Annotated in this window: 19 protein-coding genes and 1 pseudogene; 17 read left to right on the forward strand and 3 right to left on the reverse strand. The window is 56.4% G+C overall.

All coding sequences use genetic code 11. The annotated features are described in order from the left end of the window. Positions 1–234: 234 nt before the first annotated feature. The 6 genes and pseudogenes from H7847_RS12610 to H7847_RS27165 form a co-directional block, all read left to right on the forward strand. The gene (locus tag H7847_RS12610; RefSeq protein ID WP_227269832.1) at positions 235–735 is read left to right on the forward strand and encodes a hypothetical protein; all 501 of its coding nucleotides are present in this window, start codon (positions 235–237) and stop codon (positions 733–735) included. After that, a complete protein-coding gene (locus H7847_RS12615; RefSeq protein ID WP_227269833.1) occupies positions 735–1574 on the forward strand; it encodes a hypothetical protein in 840 nt (279 codons plus the stop codon). Before H7847_RS12610 ends, H7847_RS12615 begins: the two co-directional genes overlap by 1 nt. A 47-nt stretch (positions 1575–1621) precedes the next feature. After that, positions 1622–2218 (forward strand): hypothetical protein, encoded by a 597-nt coding sequence (locus H7847_RS12620; RefSeq protein WP_227269834.1) that lies wholly within the window; start codon positions 1622–1624, stop codon positions 2216–2218. Continuing rightward, positions 2215–2508 carry a PAAR domain-containing protein gene (locus H7847_RS12625; protein ID WP_227269835.1) on the forward strand — a complete coding sequence of 98 codons (294 nt, stop codon included), beginning with the start codon at positions 2215–2217 and terminating at the stop codon, positions 2506–2508. The genes H7847_RS12620 and H7847_RS12625 overlap by 4 nt, the downstream gene beginning before the upstream one ends. Positions 2509–2770: 262 nt before the next feature. After that, the gene (locus H7847_RS12630; RefSeq protein WP_227269836.1) at positions 2771–3835 is read left to right on the forward strand and encodes a transposase family protein; all 1065 of its coding nucleotides are present in this window, start codon (positions 2771–2773) and stop codon (positions 3833–3835) included. A 57-nt stretch (positions 3836–3892) separates the two neighbouring features. Then, a pseudogene (locus tag H7847_RS27165) lies at positions 3893–4147 on the forward strand (TniB family NTP-binding protein); the annotation flags it as partial. 69 nt (positions 4148–4216) lie between these two features. Here H7847_RS27165 and H7847_RS12640 read toward each other — a convergent pair. From H7847_RS12640 to H7847_RS12650, 3 genes are all read right to left on the reverse strand, one after another. Beyond that, positions 4217–4894, reverse strand: coding sequence for an IS6 family transposase (locus H7847_RS12640; protein ID WP_227269837.1), 678 nt, complete (start codon positions 4892–4894; stop codon positions 4217–4219). A gap of 211 nt (positions 4895–5105) precedes the next feature. Next, positions 5106–6254 carry a mandelate racemase/muconate lactonizing enzyme family protein gene (locus H7847_RS12645; protein WP_227269838.1) on the reverse strand — a complete coding sequence of 383 codons (1149 nt, stop codon included), beginning with the start codon at positions 6252–6254 and terminating at the stop codon, positions 5106–5108. Further along, positions 6251–6979 (reverse strand): GntR family transcriptional regulator, encoded by a 729-nt coding sequence (locus H7847_RS12650; RefSeq protein ID WP_227269839.1) that lies wholly within the window; start codon positions 6977–6979, stop codon positions 6251–6253. The genes H7847_RS12645 and H7847_RS12650 overlap by 4 nt, the downstream gene beginning before the upstream one ends. 141 nt (positions 6980–7120) lie before the next feature. Here H7847_RS12650 and H7847_RS12655 point away from each other — a divergent pair, with 141 nt between their 5' ends. The 11 genes from H7847_RS12655 to H7847_RS12705 all read left to right on the forward strand — a co-directional run bounded on the left by H7847_RS12655 (position 7121) and on the right by H7847_RS12705 (position 18570). Beyond that, complete coding sequence (locus H7847_RS12655; protein ID WP_227269840.1) at positions 7121–8713, forward strand: GMC family oxidoreductase; 1593 nt, start codon at positions 7121–7123, stop codon at positions 8711–8713. A gap of 28 nt (positions 8714–8741) precedes the next feature. Continuing rightward, complete coding sequence (locus tag H7847_RS12660) at positions 8742–9800, forward strand: TRAP transporter substrate-binding protein (protein ID WP_227269841.1); 1059 nt, start codon at positions 8742–8744, stop codon at positions 9798–9800. A 188-nt stretch (positions 9801–9988) separates the two neighbouring features. After that, positions 9989–10480: a TRAP transporter small permease gene (locus H7847_RS12665; protein WP_227269842.1), complete on the forward strand. Its 492-nt coding sequence runs from the start codon at positions 9989–9991 to the stop codon at positions 10478–10480. Then, positions 10473–11768 carry a TRAP transporter large permease gene (locus H7847_RS12670; protein WP_227269843.1) on the forward strand — a complete coding sequence of 432 codons (1296 nt, stop codon included), beginning with the start codon at positions 10473–10475 and terminating at the stop codon, positions 11766–11768. The genes H7847_RS12665 and H7847_RS12670 overlap by 8 nt, the downstream gene beginning before the upstream one ends. A gap of 4 nt (positions 11769–11772) precedes the next feature. Then, a complete protein-coding gene (locus H7847_RS12675) occupies positions 11773–13158 on the forward strand; it encodes an aldehyde dehydrogenase family protein (RefSeq protein WP_227269844.1) in 1386 nt (461 codons plus the stop codon). Beyond that, positions 13155–13427 (forward strand): UxaA family hydrolase, encoded by a 273-nt coding sequence (locus tag H7847_RS27015; protein ID WP_319799766.1) that lies wholly within the window; start codon positions 13155–13157, stop codon positions 13425–13427. Before H7847_RS12675 ends, H7847_RS27015 begins: the two co-directional genes overlap by 4 nt. Further along, the gene (locus tag H7847_RS12685) at positions 13408–14583 is read left to right on the forward strand and encodes a UxaA family hydrolase (protein WP_227269845.1); all 1176 of its coding nucleotides are present in this window, start codon (positions 13408–13410) and stop codon (positions 14581–14583) included. Before H7847_RS27015 ends, H7847_RS12685 begins: the two co-directional genes overlap by 20 nt. Before the next feature lie 611 nt (positions 14584–15194). Beyond that, positions 15195–16025: a hypothetical protein gene (locus H7847_RS12690; RefSeq protein ID WP_227269846.1), complete on the forward strand. Its 831-nt coding sequence runs from the start codon at positions 15195–15197 to the stop codon at positions 16023–16025. 8 nt (positions 16026–16033) lie between these two features. After that, entirely contained in the window at positions 16034–16444 is a 411-nt protein-coding gene (locus H7847_RS12695; RefSeq protein WP_227269847.1) for a GNAT family N-acetyltransferase, read from the forward strand. 369 nt (positions 16445–16813) lie between these two features. Further along, on the forward strand, positions 16814–18208 hold the full coding sequence (locus H7847_RS12700; protein WP_227269848.1) for a hypothetical protein: 1395 nt from the start codon (positions 16814–16816) through the stop codon (positions 18206–18208). Next, complete coding sequence (locus H7847_RS12705; protein WP_227269849.1) at positions 18109–18570, forward strand: hypothetical protein; 462 nt, start codon at positions 18109–18111, stop codon at positions 18568–18570. Before H7847_RS12700 ends, H7847_RS12705 begins: the two co-directional genes overlap by 100 nt. Positions 18571–18605 lie beyond the last annotated feature (35 nt).

The raw sequence follows: 18605 nt of genomic DNA on the forward strand, positions 1-18605 counted from the left end.
ATCTGCAGCGGCCCAACTAGAGCTCGACCTAGGGCGTACACCGATCATCTATGGCGATATGGAGACGGGAGACCTTCACGTAACATACTGCCCAAACATGACGTGTACGCGTCATGATGTTGCGCGCCAGTTGGAAGACTGCGCGCGGGCTCTGGAGTCTCGAAGTTGCTTGCCATTTGCCATTAGGGTTGACACTACGCTGCTGTGCGTTGCCGGGCCAAGGCCGACCGCGCCATGATCAACATAACCGCATTCCAAGCGCGCATTTTAATTGGGATTGCACTGGCAACAGTGGGTGCGATCTGGTTGTCGAGCGCCGATGCCGTATCCGGCGAAGGCTTCACTTGTGACTACGCAACCTTTTTCAGCGATGCGGGGAACGGTTTCAGTGAAGCACACATGACGCTCGCAGAAACTGCCCGCGCGTCTTACGGCGAGAATGTCGCATCTTTTTTCGGCATACTTGGTTCGAAATCCATGCACGAAGTGCTCAGAGCGAACATGGAGGACCTCGACGTCGATATGACCCGCACCCCTCTGGTCTACGCGGATTTTGAGTCCGGGCGGCTGCATGTCTCATATTGCGAAGCCGAAGTCTGTGACTACGAAGAGATTTTGGCATCAAGGCGCGAATGCGCCAATGCTGCGCCCTCGCCCGGTGCAGCCCAGTGCGAACTTTACGCAATCCGTGCCGATGATACACTTTTGTGCGTCCTCAGTCCGGAGGCTTGGTAATGAGCGATACCTTTCCCTTTGGCAACGACCCGCAGCGTGTCACGTCGTGGCTTGGCCGCCGTGACACGCCATCACGCCGATGGTCGGTCTCATACAACGCTGGCCTCACATTTCTATGCGGCAAGCATACTATGATCTTTTTCGGTCACGACAACCTGCAGATCGGCGTCGTTGAAATTCAAGGATGTGGTCCAACCGTCAGCCGGGGTACCGGGGATATGCGCAGGGGCCGTGGTGCAGGAGGGCAGATACCAGACCGCCAGATTGAGCGCGCTATTGAAGGTACTGAAGACGCAATCAACAACAGTGACTACTTTGCGGATGTGCGAAACGTGGATGACGCCGATTCTGGGCGCGCTTTGCTTGCGCTGATGAACAATAACCCCACTCAATTTGACACAAATATCCCGATGTCATTTACCGATCTGACGCGTGCGTGGGGGTCAATTACAGGATTTAATGTCGATGTAATGCTCGCTGGTGCGCAGATTTACTACATCACGATATCTCCAACGATGTTCGCGTGGAACGCGGAGCAGCTCTATGTGGCCGATCAGCAGGTTTATAACCTTGACGATGGTTCCGTTGGCATAGGCGCCGGCATTCTAGAAGGCAAATGGGTCGTCAGACGGACATACGATCTTTGGCATGAGAATACCGAAGCCGCTTTCGCCGAGCTTGGCGTTAACGCCTGGCCTGCGGAGACGCCTGATATTCAACCAAACGCCAATGTACCCAACCAGATTCATCCGTTCCTGCGGCAACTTCCCATGCGCAGCTACCCGGTGCCAGAAGCCTTGATAAGGCGCTACTTTCCCGAGTTGGAGACCACGGATTGAGCACGCCTGCTGACGATCAAGCGCCAATGAGCCCAGGATTGCCTTTCATGCTGGAGAATGAAACGACGCTGCCACAACTCTGGGACTGGCTGCACAACAATGCACGACACTGGGCGCTGCTCCATGACGCTGCGCCACGCCATCGCAATCTTGGGCGGCTTGACACTGTGGATCGTCGGAACCTCGCAATGCTGGAGGCATGCAGCGCAGAGCGCTGGAGCGCGTTGTGCCGCGCCGCTGGCGCGACGGGCCTTGGTGCTGCTGCCTTGTCGTGGTGTGCTGGCGCTACAGCCACTGAAGTTTGGGATCTTTGGCGCGAGGCGGACCCACCGCTCGCGCCAACAGCGGATTTTATCCGTCCCACACAGCTTCTGTCGCCACTTGTCGCTCCACCAAGCAAGCGGCTTTCGGATCTCGCCAGATACGCTGAAGACGATGGGCTCGTCCTTTGTATTCATGTGATGGCCGTCGGGTACGCGCTCGAGCTCGACCTGCCAGAACAGCAGTTGCAAGCTGCCGATACCCGGATCGCGGATTTCCTTACCACCACCATCGGCGCTAAACCGGAACTGACGCCCAAGGAGACGGCGCTCCACAAATTCTGGAGCACACGTCAGGTCGAACGAGAGATGGGTGCCAAATGACGAAACGGGCATTTCGACTTGGCGATGCAGCATCCGGCCATGATCGCTGCCCTCCCACGACTGCGATAGAGAGTAGCGGTGACGTTTTCATTGAAGGGCTTGGAGTGGTCCGGCAAGACGATAGCTGTGGAGCACACGGCTGCCAGCGTCACAGCACCCATGATCGCGCTGTCAGCGGGGGCTCAGGGTCCGTGTTCATCAACGGCCGACCTGCCGCGAGGGTCGGCGACGCGATCGATTGCGGTGGCGCAGCGGCAGCGGGCTCATCCACGGTCGGCATCGGCGATTAGGCGTGCACAGCTCACCTGTCTCGAAGGCTACGAGATGCCGCTGCGCCGGATCGGACAAGATAAAAGGACTGCGCCGGCATTCCATACCTGCAACTGCCAAGAACACTGATTCTGAACCCAATCTAAGCGGTTTAGGAATCTTCGCTCAAGGCAGGCACAAGATTTGGTAGAGCGGGTTTTTCACCTAAAACGGTCGTCTTTGCCGATCGATGTCCACGCCACGCCGCAGCGCACTTTGTCATAGCCGCTGATGCAGCCTTTGATGTATCTGACGGTGGCCATCGATGTCGCGACCCGGATTGTTCTTGGGGTGTTTGTCAGCTTTGATGCGCCGTCGGCATTATCTATCGCGCTCTGCCTCGATCACTGCGTGCGCCGGAAAGCGATCCACGTCCCAGAGACGTTGGAAGAGTTGGTTTGGCCGACATCCGGTATCCCGAAAGCAATCCATGTCGACAATGGCCAGGACTTCCATAGCGAGGCTTTCAAATCAGCCAGCGAGGATTGGGGCATCGCCGTCGAGTACCGTCCGCCCGGCGCCACACACTTCGGTGGCCACATCGAACGTCTGATCGGAACGACTATGGGGGCTGTTCATGTGCTGCCCGGTACAACCCAATCCTCTGCCGCTGAGAAGGGAGACTACGACAGCGAGAGACATGCTGCCCTGACTTTGGCCGAGTTTGAGGACTGGCTTCATCTGGAAGTATGCCGCTATCACAATATGGTTCACGAAGCTCTCGGGAGAACACCGCTGGCCGCTTGGGTCGACTTAGGCGAGGACACCGCGGGACGGCAGGTCGTTGACGTCGAAGCGTTCCGGACAAGCTTCCTTCCCTTCGAATGGCGAAAGTTCGGTCGTACCAGGATCACGCTATTCGGGGTACATTACTGGAGCGATATCTTTGCGTCGTTGGTTGGACGTGGGCAGGGTAAGGTTCAAGTGAAGTACGACCCGAGGGACCTGTCGCAGGTTTGGGTCCTCGTCGACGACGGTCGCATGATCCCGGCGCGTTACCGGGATCTGAGTCGCCCAAGGATATCGCTTTGGGAGAGCCGGCGGGCGCGGAAGGAATGGCATGATCGGCATGGTGGCCGGATCGACGAGAAGGCCCTGTTCCAAGTCATTGATGCGCAGCGCCGGTTGGCAGAGGCGGCGCGCCAGAAGACGAGGATCGCCCGTCTCGAAAGCGAACGCGCGGTACGACTTCCCAAGCAAAAGCCAACCCGTGATCCATCTCGGGAGATGTTTGCGACCGATACTGGCAACCCCGACCTTCCAACCTATCCTATTGAAGAGTTTGATGACCCCAGAAGAAAGAATTGACCGCATCCGCAGCGACCATTGGATCGCGTTTGACCGTGCCACGATTGTTCTCAACAGATTGACTTCCCTCATGGAAATGCTCAGCAGAGCCGGATGCCTGGCCTGATGGTCTATGGGAGTTCCGGTATCGGTAAGACCATGATCGCCAAACGCATGGCGAGCAAGTACCCCACACAGTACAATGCTGAACTAGGCATTACTAAAACCCCAATCCTGTTGGTTCAGGCGCCGCCGGCCCCAGACGAACGACGGTTTTATCAGCATATCCTGTCGACGATCGGCGCACCGATGTGGTGGCGGCATACCGTGTCCGAACTTGAGGTCCGGGGGTTCCGTCGCAAAGTTCTCTTTGCACCAAGATGGAGCTACCTCGCCCGTACCTCAGGCAGCAAGGCTTGCATAGATTGCGAACGGACATCCGCTGCCAAGTTGATCCTTTCTGATCATATGCGCCGTTTCGATCCCATCCAGAGGTGCCGTCGCTGTTCTGAGGGATTTGAAGCCCATCATCGGTCGCGTTCGCCGTTTCACTCCGCGATGATCTTGTTCCACGATGTTGTTCAGGTATTTCGAACGGTACACCCTGATCCGTCGCATTGAACCGACGTCCTGAAGAGCCTTGTTCATCGCCTTCAAGCCCGCCGTAGTCGCGCCGCTCTTGTCTATTGCACAGGTGCGCGGCACACCGTTTGCCGAAATCGCCTTTGCTAGGAAACGCAGGGCGGCGGTCTCGTCGCGATGCTCAGATAGCATGAAATCAAGGGTTTGGCCGTCACGATCAACGGCCCGATACAGGTAGCACCAGTCGCCGCGGACTTTTACATAGGTCTCATCCAGCCGCCAAGATGGCGCTGTTGGCAACTTGCGTTTCTGTGCGACCTTAGCAAGAACTGAGGCATATTTCACCACCCAGCGGTTCAGCGTCGCATGGTCGACCCGGACGCCGCGCTCGGCCAGGATTTCCTCCAGATCGCGAAAGGAGACGGCATAGCGGACGTAGAAGAAAACGGCGTGCAAGATGACATCTCGCGGAAATTGCGCACCTTTGAACAACATCATGGACACAGCCTCACCAGCTTTCGACGCTTCCCCATAGATCATCCAGACAAAGTTTGCGACAGAACCGCATAATCTTCTTGCCCATAAGCTGCTTGGTGGGAGAAGATACTTTTCACGCTGCGTTTTTAGTTAATCGGAGCGTATATCGGGGCTCGCAATCCTAAACAAATATTTGAAAGGGAATGATAGGCCGCAACTGTCAAAGCGAATTTTAAGATAATATCTCCGCTCTATGCGTTAAATACGGAGCTAAAGCTTCTGGCAAGGCGGTGACACCGATGCCTGGTACCTCATTGCACTGCCATCCATTATCAGCAACGTAGGTTTCGGTTTGCATAAAGGCATCCCGAAGCGGATTGGGGTTCACATCCACTTCAAGTAACCCGTCGCCCCCGACTGCCGCCAGCAAGTTCGCCGATGCCTGCAGCCCAATGCCACCGCCAAGAAAATGGGGGCAATATCGTAGTCCGGCCTTAATCGCGCTCTGTCCCACGCTCAGACATCCCGTCAGTCCACCCCATTTGATGATATCCGGTTGGAAAACGCTCAGGTGAGCTTCATTTATGGCCTTATCGAATTCTACGAAACCGACAAGGTTCTCCCCTCCGGCCAAAGGGTAAGGGCTGACTTCGGCAAGTGCGGCCCAGTCAGCTTGCGCTGCGTCCGCTTTGATCGGTTCTTCCAGCCAGAGCAACGGCAACGACCGCGTGTGCGTGATGAAATCCAGCGCAGCCCCGCGGTCCCAGCCTTGGTTTGCATCCGCCGCGATGGTTTCAGCTGCCAGCTTGGTCTCGAACACCTCGTTTAGTCTTTTCAGGTCGTCCTTCCTATCAAAACCGACCTTCACCTTGAAAGTGTCAAAACCGATATCGCGCGCTTTTTGCATGAGTGCCGGGGCGTCCTTGATGTGGATGCCGCTTGCATATGCGGGCACTAAGTCAGCTGCATCTTGAGTCATGAAATGTCGCAAAGTCTGCCCATTTTTTCGCGCGAATAGATCCCATAGCGCGATATCCAGCCCCGCGATGACCTGCCGGAATGGACCCCACTCGCCGCTTTGAAGCGCCACGATGTGCGTGCGCGCGGTTAGAACTTCAAAAAGCTCGCCTGGACGAAAAAACGAACGATCAAAGACAAGCGGGGCGATATCCTGTGCAAGAAGGTTGACCCTGTGTTCCGCCGCAGCGGCTGGCCAATTGGCAAAGATCTCTCCCCAGCCAAAAGTGCCATCCTGATCTTCGACCCGAACAAAAGTCGCGGGACGGTTCCGCATGACTCCAAAGGAGGTTGCAACAGGTTTTTCGATCGGGCTGCGAAAGGCAAATGCTTCAATGCGGGCGATCGAAACACCGCCTGTCACGCCAAAAGGTCCATGTCGAGCCGGATATAGTCGCCGCGGTAAATCACATCGGCAAGATAACAAATCGTTCCGTCCCGCTCGCACATGATCCGCCGCACTTCGGCCATCGGTTCACCGACGGTCAAGTCAAGCAACTCCGCAGTTTCCATATCGCACTTGGTAACGATCAGGCTTTGACGTGCTGTTTCTATGTGTAATTCCGGATCATCAAACAGCACCGGCAAAGCCAGCTTTGCCCGTAGCGCGGGCTCGTGCCGGTCAAAGATATGCTTGGCAACATAGAGCGCGATCACACAGTACCTTTGCTCATCGCGCGAATGGATACGGCGCAACATGTGGTACTTCGGTGCCGCCGTTCCAAAGCTCACGCCCTCCGGCAGATCGGTTTCGCAATCGTCAAGGCTGACCAGGTCGGGAACGTCGCCCCGATAGAGGTCGACCAGTTGGGACAGACTTGTCACCACACTCAGGGGTCTGGTGGGTGGTTGATGCGGCAGGACCATGGTGCCGCGTCCCCTCCGGGGGTCCAGCAGGCCTTCGGCTTCCAGAATCTTCACTGCGTCGCGCACCGTGACTCGCGCGACCATGAATTCTTTCATCAGAGCTTCGATCGTAGGTAGAAATTGCCCTGGCTTCCAGACTCCACGTAGTATTCTCTGCCGCAGGACCTCTGCAACCGTCATATAAAGCGGCGTGCCGTCTCTTCGAAATCTCTGCTGACTCATGCTTTGTAACCTAGACGATGTCCGTGGGCTTAGCGATCAAAAATTTTAAAGTCCTATTTATAGGTTTTTTAATTGACCGAAAATCCTACGCTCATTATGCCTATAAGCAGGACTTTAGATTCTTGGGAGGGGACGGTCTTCTTGTCAGGCTACGACTTCATCATCGTGGGTGCAGGAACCGCAGGGGCCACTCTGGCGGCACGGCTGACCGAAGACCCCTCGTGCCGCGTGCTGGTGCTGGAAGTGGGCGGGTCTGACCGGAACTTCTGGCTGAAGCTGCCGGTCGGTTACTACAAGGCGATTTACAATTCTGCCAATGCACACCTCTACAAGTCCGAACCTGATAACGGCATCAATGGCCGACAAATGGATTGCCCGCGCGGGCGCGTCATCGGTGGGTCGAGCTCGATCAATGGTTTGATCTTCATTCGGGGCCAGCACGAAGATTTTGAAGACTGGGCGCGGCTTGGCGCGACGGGCTGGGATTACAACGGCGTTCTGCCGCATTTTCGCAAACTTGAAACTTATTCTGGCGCACCGTCGCAGTATCGTGGCGCACATGGACCGCTGCAAATCAGTGACCTGCGCAACCAAAACCCGTCTTGCGATGCTTGGCTGGAAGCCGCGCGGCAGATGGGCCTGCCAGAGAATCCTGATTTCAATGGCGCAACCACGAATGGCGTCGGGGCGTATCAGTTGACGTTGCGCGGGCGTTGGCGCGACAGTGCCGCAACAGCGTTCCTGAAGCCCGCGATGAAGCGCCCCAACCTGACTGTAAAGCTGCGTGCCGCAGTGACTGGTCTGACATTTAAAGGAACGCGCGCGACTGGCGTCACGTACCGGCAGGACGGAAAAGACAGGACCGTTGTTGCCGATAGCGAAGTGATCCTGAGTGGTGGCTCGGTCCAAACTCCTCAACTGTTGCAGTTGGCAGGGATCGGGCCCGCGAAACGGCTGGCAGACCTTGGAGTTAAAGTGCGCCATGATGCACCAGAGGTCGGCGAGAACTTACAAGACCATATCCAGATGCGCACCATCGTCGAATTGTCAGAACGTGGGCTGTCGCTGAACGATCACATGAGAAATCCGATCAGTCTGGCCAAGATGGGTTTGGAGTGGCTTGTAAATGGCTCAGGGCCGCTGTCTGTCGGTGCGGGACAGGTCGGCGGGGCCATGTGCACCAAATATGCTGAAGGCGGCCGCCCGGATATCCAGCTTTTTGTTATGCCACTGTCAGTCGACAAACCCGGCAAGCCGCTGCACCCCTATTCCGGCTTCACGACGTCATTCTGGCAGTGCCATCCGGAAAGCCGGGGAAGCATCCATATCAACTCGGTCGATCCATCGCGCGATCCGACGATCCGCATGAATTATTTCGAAGCCCAACGGGACCGCGACGTGACGCTGGAGGGTCTGAAGACCCTGCGCGAAATCTATCGGCAACCGGCATTCCGTGACCTGTGGAACCGTGAAGTCATCCCCGGCGATGCCAACAGCACCGACGAAGAACTGATGAACGCAATCCGCACCCATGCCACCACCGTTTACCATCTGGTGGGCACGTGCCGCATGGGCAGTGATGCGAACGCCGTGGTCGACCCTGAACTGCGCGTGAACGGCGTCGAGGGTCTACGTGTCGTTGATGCCTCCGTCATCCCAAAAATCACATCCGCCAACACCAATGCCGCGACGTACATGATCGCGGAGAAAGCAGCCGGGATCATCCGGTCCTGACGCAAAATCACCTAGGAGGAGATACAACATGAAGAATTGGACAAGAAGCACATGGCTTGCCGGAGCTCTCGCTCTGGGGCCAGTATTTGCCTCCGCGCAAGAAGCAAACCCGATCGACTGGCGATCCGTGCCCGAGATGGACAACCAGATCACCATGAAAATTGGTCACTCGGTCAACATGGAATGGTCCAGCCACACCGCCACTCTCAAACGCTTTGCCGAGTTGGTGGCGATCTACTCGAACAACGAAATCCGCCCCGAAATCTTTCCCGGAGCGCAACTTGGCGGTGAGCGCGAGATGATGCAGCAGGCCCGGCAGGGTGCGCTTCAGGTGACCTTCCCGGCCACAAACAATGCTGCGGCCCTTGCCCCATCGCTCAACGTCTTCATCCTGCCCTACCTCGCCACATCTACCCAACAGGTGAATTATCTACAGGATGAATTGACCGAATTCCTCAATCCGCGCGTGATCGAAGAAGCTGGCGTTCGGATTGTAGGCTGGGAAAATGCAGGCTGGCGCGCTTTCTTTTACAAGTCCGACAAGCCCATCGAAAAGCCGTCCGATCTGGCTGATCTCAAAATGCGAGTGCCGCCCAATCCGATCATGATCGCGACCTATGAGGCCTGGGGCGGCAATCCTACTCCCATCGCTTGGGCCGAACTCTACGGTGCCCTGCAACAAGGTGTTGTAGAGGGCGGCGACAATCCGGTGACTGACGTGATCGGGATGAAGTTCAACGAGGTCATCAACCGGATGACCACCTTCCACTATACGATCCTGACCCATCCGATCATTGTCTCGGAACGTTGGTTCCAGGGCCTGAGCGAAGAGCATCAGGCGGTGATCTTGCGCGCCGGCAGCGAAGCGACCGATTACATCCGCTGGTGGCAGCCCATGGACGAACAGCGCTGGTGGCAGCAAGCCCGCGATGCCGGTGTCGAAATCACCGCAATCGAGGATGAAACCGAATGGGTCGAAAAAGCCCGTGCGATTTGGCCGGATTACTACGAGGCCATCGGACCAGACGGAGACGTAGTCGTCGCGAAGGTTATGGAACTGCTCGAAGCCTATCCGGGCGACAAATGAAAGCTTCCGGGCGGGGCTTTGCTCCGTCCGGACACCTACTTTCGCCCGTTTCACCGGTGCGAACAGTAAACTCTTCCACTTTTCGGAGCTGACCCCATGCAGACCACAGCGATTTCACGTCTCTTGCGCCATACCACGGCATCTTCAGCTGGATACCGAGCAGAGCCTTGTACTCAGGACGTCTTGTCATGACCTCCGCTCTGCGGCTGGCACTATTCACGCTCTCGGCCGTCGGGATGACGGCAATGGTGACCTCGTTGTTTCTTCAGGTGCTCGCGCGTGAGTTCAACTGGCGCGTGGATTGGACAGAAGAAATCGGACGGTTCGCCTTCATCTCGATGGTGTTTATGGCCGCCGCGTACTCGACGCTCAATCGCTCGCATCTGCGTGTAAGTGTGTTCTCAGACCTTGTCGCACGCAAGATTGGCGCGCGTCCGGTGCAAACATTCCACACCCTTGTTCTGTTGGGGTTTGCGGCTGTCATGGTCTATTTCTCGGCCATCAATTTCGTCGAAGGGTTGCAGTTTCCCAATGTCTCGCCCGCGCTGCGGTTCAATCAGAACATTCTATTCATCGCAATGTGCGGCGGGTTTACCCTGATTTTCCTGCTGCATCTGCGCGACCTCTGGGCGTTGATGCGTGGCGGCACGCTCGACGAAGGAGGGCCAGTCAATGAGTGACGCACATCTTATCCTCGCCGTCATGTTCCCCCTGATGCTGATTGCGGGCATTCCGATCTATGCCGCTCTTGGCATCACCGGACTGGCGGTCAGTTATGTGACCGATGCACCGCTTGTCTTCGCCAGCCAAAACGTCCTGAACGGTCTGGACAAGTTCGCGCTGCTCGCGATCCCCGCCTTTATTCTGGCGGGTAACATCATGGAAAAAGGCGGTATCACCCGCGATATCATCAGCATTTTCCGTCATGCTTTAGGCCATATTCCTGGCTCGTTGGGGCTCGTCACGATCTTTTCGTGCATGTTTTTTGCAGCGATTTCCGGCTCGGGTCCGGGCACGGTCGCTGCCATCGGCGCCATCATGATCCCTGCGATGATCCGCTACGGATATCCTCCGGCCTATGCCGCCTCTGTTTCAGCGACGGGTGGCACGCTTGGCGTCATGATCCCGCCCAGCAACCCACTGATCATATATGGGATCATCGCGAATGTTTCTATCGCTGATCTCTTCGCGGCAGGTATGCTGCCCGGTTTGATGACCGCTTTCATGCTGGCCGGTGTCGCCTATATTCTCGCGCGCCGTATGGGTGCGGTTATGGATGTGGACACAGATGCGCCGCGCACCTCGATCTGGCGGCTGATCTGGAAAGCCAAATTCGCGCTCGCTCTGCCAGTCCTTATCCTGGGCGGCATCTACTCCGGTATCTTCACACCGGTGGAGGCCGCGGTGTGCGCTGTTGTCTATGCGTTGGTCGTCTCGGTCGTCGTCTACCGCGAACTGACCTGGGCCACGCTGATGGACGCCTTTGACAGCGCCATCAAGCTCGGTGGCGCGCTCATGATTATCGTCGCATGTTCCACCGTCTTCGCCACGGTCATCACGCTGGAACGGATCCCGCAAAGCGTCTTGGAGACCTTCGGCGGGGTGACAGAAAGTGCTGTCATCATCCTGCTGATTATCTGTGTCTTTCTGATTGTGATCGGCACATTCATGGAAACAATCAGTGCAATTATCATCTTGGCGCCGATTCTCGTTCCGCTGGTCGTTTCCTTTGGAATTGACCCGATCCACTTCGGTATCATTCTGATCGTGACCATCGAAATTGCGTTCCTGACACCGCCGCTTGGGGTCAACTTGTTCGTCGCCAGTCAAATCGCCAACATCAAGTTCGAAAGGGTGGCCGTGGCAATCCTGCCGTTCGTATTCACGCTGATCGTCTCGATGCTGCTTGTGATCTTCTTCCCGCAAATCAGCCTCTGGCTGCCTGAAATCCTGCGAAGCCTGAGGTAATGCCATGACAGTTGAAATACGCAATCCCGCCAATCCTGACGAGGTCGTCGGTTCTTTTCCGACACTGGCAACCGACGAAGTGCCAAGCGTGATCGAAGCTGCTCGAAAAGCGCAAAGGGAATGGGCGAAAACTCCGCAACCAGAGAGAGGCCGGATCGTCGACGGCTTTCTCAACGGTCTACAGGCGCGCACCGAGGATATCGCCCGCTCGATCACCCGCGAGATGGGCAAGATCATCGGTGAATCCCGAGGTGAAGTGAATAAAGCGCTTGGCGAGGGGCGCGCCACGACCCGGCGCGCCTCCGCCCCGATCGGAGAGGTTCTGCCCTCTCAGAAACCCGGCACGGTGACATATTCCACCCGCCGCCCGCGCGGCGTCATCGTCGGGATCAACCCGTGGAACTTTCCCTTCAGCACACCCGTCCGCAAGACCATTCCAGCGTTGGTTTACGGCAACGCGATCGTGCTGAAGCCGTCGATCAGCACACCCGGGGCGGCGTTTATCATGCAGGAAGTCGCCGATGCGACGCTGCCTAGGGGCATTTTCCAGATCGCCAACGGATCTGGCAATCTCGGCGCCGCGCTTACGTCGGCTGCGGGTGTCGATGGTATCAGCTTTACCGGCTCTGTCGGAGTCGGGCGCATCGTTGCACAAGCGGCTGCTGCCAATCTGACGGAAATCAGCCTAGAACTTGGTGGTAAGAACCCGGTCATCCTACACGATGCAAGCGATCTGGATGCAGCGCTTGATCAAATCTATGCGGCGGCCTTTGCCGTCTGTGGCCAGCGCTGCACGGCAATCAGCCGAGTGATCGTGCGCCGCGAACTTGAGGCGCAAGTGGTGGACGGGCTGGCCAAGCGCGCCAAGGCGGCGCAGATTGGCGATGGGCTTGATCCTGCAACCAACATTGGCCCGCTGTCGGGGGAAAAGGCGCGCTCAGACGTGGCAGGGTTTGTCGACCGCGCCGTTGCCGCCGGTGCACATGTAGCCGCCGGTGGTAAATTGATCGAACAGAACGGCGGCTACTTCTATGCCCCAACAATTCTGTCCGAGGTGACACCAGATATGGAAGTCGCTCGGGATGAGGTCTTTGGACCGGTGCTTGCGGTGATCCCCTATGATACGCCGGATGAGGCGCTGCACATTTGCAACGATGTCGAATTCGGGCTCTCGGCGTGCCTCTATTCCGAGCAGACCCCCATGGTCGAACGCTTCCTCGCCGAGGCGGAAAGCGGGATGCTACATGTCAACAGTGGCAGCTTTCCCGAAGACCATGCGCCCTTTGTGGGGGTCAAGAACTCTTCGCTTGGCGTCGGCGGTTCCAACGGTGCTTCGACACTGCATTTCTATACGCAGGAACACACCGTCTTTCGAAAAGGGCAGGCATGACCAAAGCCAAGCCTTCCGCAGCTTTGGGTGCGCGATTGTCATTGCAGGCGCATTCAAGGGATAACGTGGCAACTCTGCTCGACGCGCAGTTGGAGTGCGCGACGATTGCCAGCGGGCTGGCGATCGATCGAGGTATCCCCTTTGGCCACAAGGTCGCACTGTGCCGGATCGCGAAAGGAAGCGAAGTGATCAAATACGGTGTGGTTATCGGTCGTGCGACGTCCGCCATCCGGCAAGGGGAACATGTACATGTCCACAATATCGCATGATGTCCCGATAGGATCCGGCTGGCGTCGCTCTGACGGCCGCGTCGGCCTGCGCAACCATGTTATTGCGTTCTCGACGGTGGCCCTGACCGACAGGATCACAAGTTTGGCAGCCGCGCGCGTTAAGGGCGTTCTGCCCATCTGCCCCGCCTTCCAACGTGGTTTGCGTGGGGCGGATGCAGCCCTTCAGGCGAATATGATAAAGGCGGTGATCGCCCATCCTAATGTGGGGGCAGCGCTGATTGTTACACATGACCGCGCCGCCGCTGAAACCCTAGAGGCTGACTGTTTGGAATTGGGAAAGCCGATTATTGTCCTGTCGCTGATCGCGCAAGCCGGAATGCAGTCTGCCCAGGATGCGATGGTCGCGCATTTGCAGGCTCTCAAGGCAGAAATTGCGGAAAGTCCAAAGACCGCTCTGCATTTTTCGGACCTCACTGTTGCGCTGGAATGTGGCGGATCAGATGCCACGTCGGCCCTTGCTGCCAATCCGGCGATTGGCCGGTTTGTTGACCGGTTGATTGCGGCGGGCGGCACCGCGATTGTTTCTGAAACGGCCGAGTTTCTGGGAGGCGAAGCCGTCATTCGTGCGCAAAGCCAAAGCGAAGCGATCGCACAGGATATCCTTGGCTATCTGTGCATCGAAGAGCAGATGATGCGGAGCGACGGAACGAACTACCGGGGCGTCAACCCAACCGCCGAAAATATCGAGGCCGGGTTAAGCACACTGACCGAGAAAACGATGGGTGCTTTTTGCAAGATCGGTAGCAATCGCTTTGCCGGGGCTCTGCCGTTTGGAGAACGGCCGCCTGTCGCAGGGCTCCACTTCATGCACACCCCGTTCTTTAGCCCCACATCACTTACCGGGATGGTGCTTGGCGGGGCGCAGATCAGTCTGTTTGCAATGGGTGTCTATAATCCGTCGGGGATGCCACTGGCACCAACCGTAAAAATATGTGGCAATCCAAAGACGTTGTCGAATTGGCCCGACGGTATCGATTTGGATGTGTCAGAAATTATTACTGGCGGCTCAGACTATGACGATGCGGCAAATACGATCCTGAAGCTGATTGGCGAGATTGCAGGTGGAAAGGATACCAGAGCAGAAGAATGGCGCGAGGGCCAAATTATCATTCCGATTTCGCAGCTGCCTCTTTAGGTTGCGATCAAAAACGCAAGCCGCGTTGAGGCCAGAGCATCTGCTTCAAAGCACTATGGACGGCCTCAATGTCCGCGGTCTAGCCGATACCGGTTCTTTGTTCAGAATAGGTCAAGGTCTGGAAGGTCCCGCCAGTGTGCGACTTCACTACGATACAACGAACGACCGCTCTCCCTACAGTGGGAGTGGGCAAAAGCTGGGGGTGTTCGGGTAAGCTACAGGAGTTTTTTTGACCACTGGGGGCTGACATGGACGTTCGGATTATCGTGGAAACCATTGCTGAAACGGGAGAGAAGCGGATGGAAAAGCTTCTCTGTCTCAGTCTGACCGACCAGTGTCATAGCGAGTTGGGGCTCAAGCTCGAGCAAGGGAAGGCACTTCTGGCGCGAATCCAAGGGTCGATTCTACGACACCAGATCGAAGAAATCTCCGCAGCAAGCCGGACCTGTCCCTGCTGTGATCGCAACAGTCCCCGAGTAGGAGAGTTGGGTGTTTCGGCGATGGCGAGAATGATCCCTCTCTGGCGACGGCGCCATCGAGGTCTGGGATAGGGCCGGGGATAGGCTAGGTTTCGAAATGAACGGAAGGTCTACAACGCGGTAAACAAGGGTGTGTGGAAGCAATACGGGCGGGACAAGTGGCGTCGTAAACGTCAGTTTGAGAAGCTGGACAGCACGTTCTATGGCAGGGTTTCGCTATCGATACAGGCCGCGCAGTTGCAGCGTGCATCGGGCGATGCCGCTTTTAAGGACGTTGGGCTATCCAGACTTGCATGGGTTAACCTTCGCAATGCCAAGCTGCGGAATGCGACGATCCAAGCGTTAGAGAAGAACGAGCTAAAGGCATTCAAGAAATGGTATGACCGACCGCTCAACCAATGCTTGGAAAAACTGAGGCAAGCGCGCTCAAAGGGCTACCGCGATTTATACGCCAAATTGCAAGAGGAGCGCGCCGATCTCATATCCCGCCAGAAGATGGAGCGCGGTGATCTCAATTCAAAATGGCGCGACGCGGGGCGGCAGGCTGAGAGAGAAGCAAGACAGAAAGCGAGGTCTAACGATGTTGCCGATACAAAGCCTCTTCTCGTCCGTCAATCCGCGCTCAGACCGCATGCGCGTGAACTGCGGGTTTTTCCATTCCTTGATCTGGATCAAGGTTCGACAGACGCATTGGGGGATAGGCTGATTTCTGCCGATATAGAGGAAGCAACAAATTGGAAGATGCAATTGGAGAGACAGCAACTTGGCACGCAGGCGGTATTGGTGGGCATCCATGAGTTCGCCATTAACGTTTGCGGGGCGACCAATGCTCTTTGGAGGCTTTTACAATATATTTCAAAGAGCTGGCTGTGGCTTCCTTTGTTACAGATGACCGTCTGCAACGTGCAGGTTTGGCCACGGCCCGCACTGTGGAAGCCCATCGCACGCAGGTCTGTGCTTTGACCCGGAGTGTGCATGAGAAGAGCCTGTTCGGTGACATCCCGTTCTCCGACGCGAAGCTCAACCGGGCTTTTGACAAAACGCTGAAAGTCCCGGAGCGGCACCTTGGGCTGGTCGTGGCACTTGGATCGCGTGTTCTGGGCTGTTGCTATTGCTCAATAGGCGGGTACTTCATTGGAGACGGCGCGCAGATCGTGTCGGTTCACACGATCTGTGTCGATCCGGAGGTATCGGGCGGGTTGCTTGGCGGGAAGGTTGCGCTGCGGCTGGCACAGGGCATAGAGATTTGGGCGCGGTCTCAGCAGGCAACGCATATTCTCTATCACGTCACGGTGGGCATCGAGATCGCACGCGCGGATCGGTTCTTTCGGAAGATCGGGATGAAAGTGGTGGGAGGGAACTATGGGAAGCAACTGAAGTGATGCCAAGTTACAATTTATACAAGAAACTGGACTAGTAACTAATGATGCACTCAATGGGCTGTTGGTCAATTGAAATATTTGACATTTGTAAAGTCAGAAGAGACGGCGCTCCCTTGCCTATTGAACTTCAAGCTAGGTCAAAGATGAACTTCCCTCAATGTATAGTTTGACTGTCAAAATACTAAAGGCAACTGGAATACTAGCCACTTTCTTTATCGCCCTTGCGCCTATGCTACGATTGTTTTTTTACGATAATATTGATGAGTGGGATATTGTTGTAACGATATGCCTTTACTTGTTTTTGGGGTGGTATTGGTTTTGGCGTAACCGAGAGAAATAATATTTCTGATTTAACAAATGGATATTGGCATGGGTACTCACAAGTTTGGAATAAAGATGACAGTTCCCACCTCGGAGAATTGGCGCGTCGCGGTTAGACCTGAATGGGATATTTCAAACGGCTACGACTTTTCGCTAAAGTTTGGCGTTTCAAAAAGCGGAGGCATAATTGAATTTTCGGCGTTAACCTTAAATCCGGATTTTGATGATGGCATTTTGGGTTTAATTGGTTCTATATACCGAACTTGGGATTTTGAGCCTTCCTCATTCAAGATTGACCATGCATTGGTGTTGAAAGGAAAAGAAACACCGGTCATAGTTGGCGGATCTTTCAATCCGTTTGAACTAGCTGCTTCCGTCCGCATCGGTTTGGGATCAAAAGACTATAATGTCTACTACGAATATGAGACTGCAGGGATTGGTTGGAAAACTAGTGTACCGGCGGACCCTTATCGCGGTGCTCCTGAGGGTTTCTCAGTCCCCACAAGTGCTTACAGCCCTGCAGATGGGCAAAGGGTTTTTGACCGCGGGGTCGAAGCCTTAGAAGGCCCCGAGGCGACAGGCCTTCAGGGCCAGGTGCATTCAGACAGCTGGTGGAGCGGAGCCACCGCAGGCGATATCTATGAGGCAGTTAACGATCCGTTTCTGCAAGCGAGGGCTGCAGATGAATTCGGTCTGGAGTTCCCTCCAGAGTTTCGGATTGGCCCAAACGATCCCCTCTGGATTACCATAGACCCCAGCACTTTCGCTCCTGGCACGCCCGTCATGCGTTTTATGGCAGGAGCTCAGGGGGCTCTTTCTGTTAATCTGCCCAGCACCGTGTTCAGCAGGTTTCTGGACAGCCTATTCGGCCCGGCAAATCTGACGCCTGAAATCAAACACCCATCAGAACTTAGCCCGTCGCAATTGGCCGCGGCTGTTGCACGGGGCGATTATGCTGCCAGTATTGCTCAGGACAAGATTGACGGCGGGGTTTTCTCCGACAACTTTCGCAAACGGCTGATTGCGGATGGCGTGCCACCGGATTCAGCGCGTGAAATGGCGGGGTACAACCCGAAGCAGGCTGCTGCACTGGAGGCGCGTGACAAGAGCCGACGTGCGGACAACGATCAAGGAAGTGGCGGCGGTGGCACGCCCGGTCGTAGCGGTGGAGATTCGCAGGATTCCACAACGCGCAACCAGGATGGCTCTGAGCGCCCGATCCTCCTTGATCTCGACGGTGACGGCATCCACATCACGGAGCTTTCCAGATCCACGACCTTCATGGATGCGGGGGGGATGGCTTGCTGCACCGGACGGCCTGGGCGGGGGCTGGCGATGGGGTTTTGTTCATTGACGACGATGGTGACGGTGCGGTCTCTGAGAAGAAGGAGTATGTCTTCACCGAGTGGGACCCGACGGCGACGGATGATCTGGCCGCGTTAAGGGCCGTCTTTGACAGCAATGACGACGGGGTGCTGGACGCGAGCGATGCCCGCTTCGCGGATTTCAAACTGCTTGTGACCAACCCGGATGGCTCGACCACCGCCAAGACGCTGGCGGAGCTGGGGATCACCTCGATCAACCTGACGGCGGACGCAACGCGGATCGAGCTTCCCGACGGCTCGATGATCACCGGGCAGACGACCTTCACGCGGGCCGACGGCACGACCGGCACGGTGGCCAGTGCGATGCTGGTGGCGGAGGCGCAGGGCTACCGGGTGGATCAGGTGGAGAGCACGGACGCCTCCGGCAACCGCGTGGTGGTCAGCACATCGGTTCTGAGGGTTGATGTCGTGGTCACGTAATTCGTGAGACTCAAGCATGGTTTTTCGTTTGTTTT

Origin of the sequence: Roseobacter weihaiensis, from assembly GCF_020622345.1 — a bacterium.
In the GTDB taxonomy this organism is placed as follows: Bacteria; Pseudomonadota; Alphaproteobacteria; order Rhodobacterales; family Rhodobacteraceae; genus Roseobacter; species Roseobacter weihaiensis.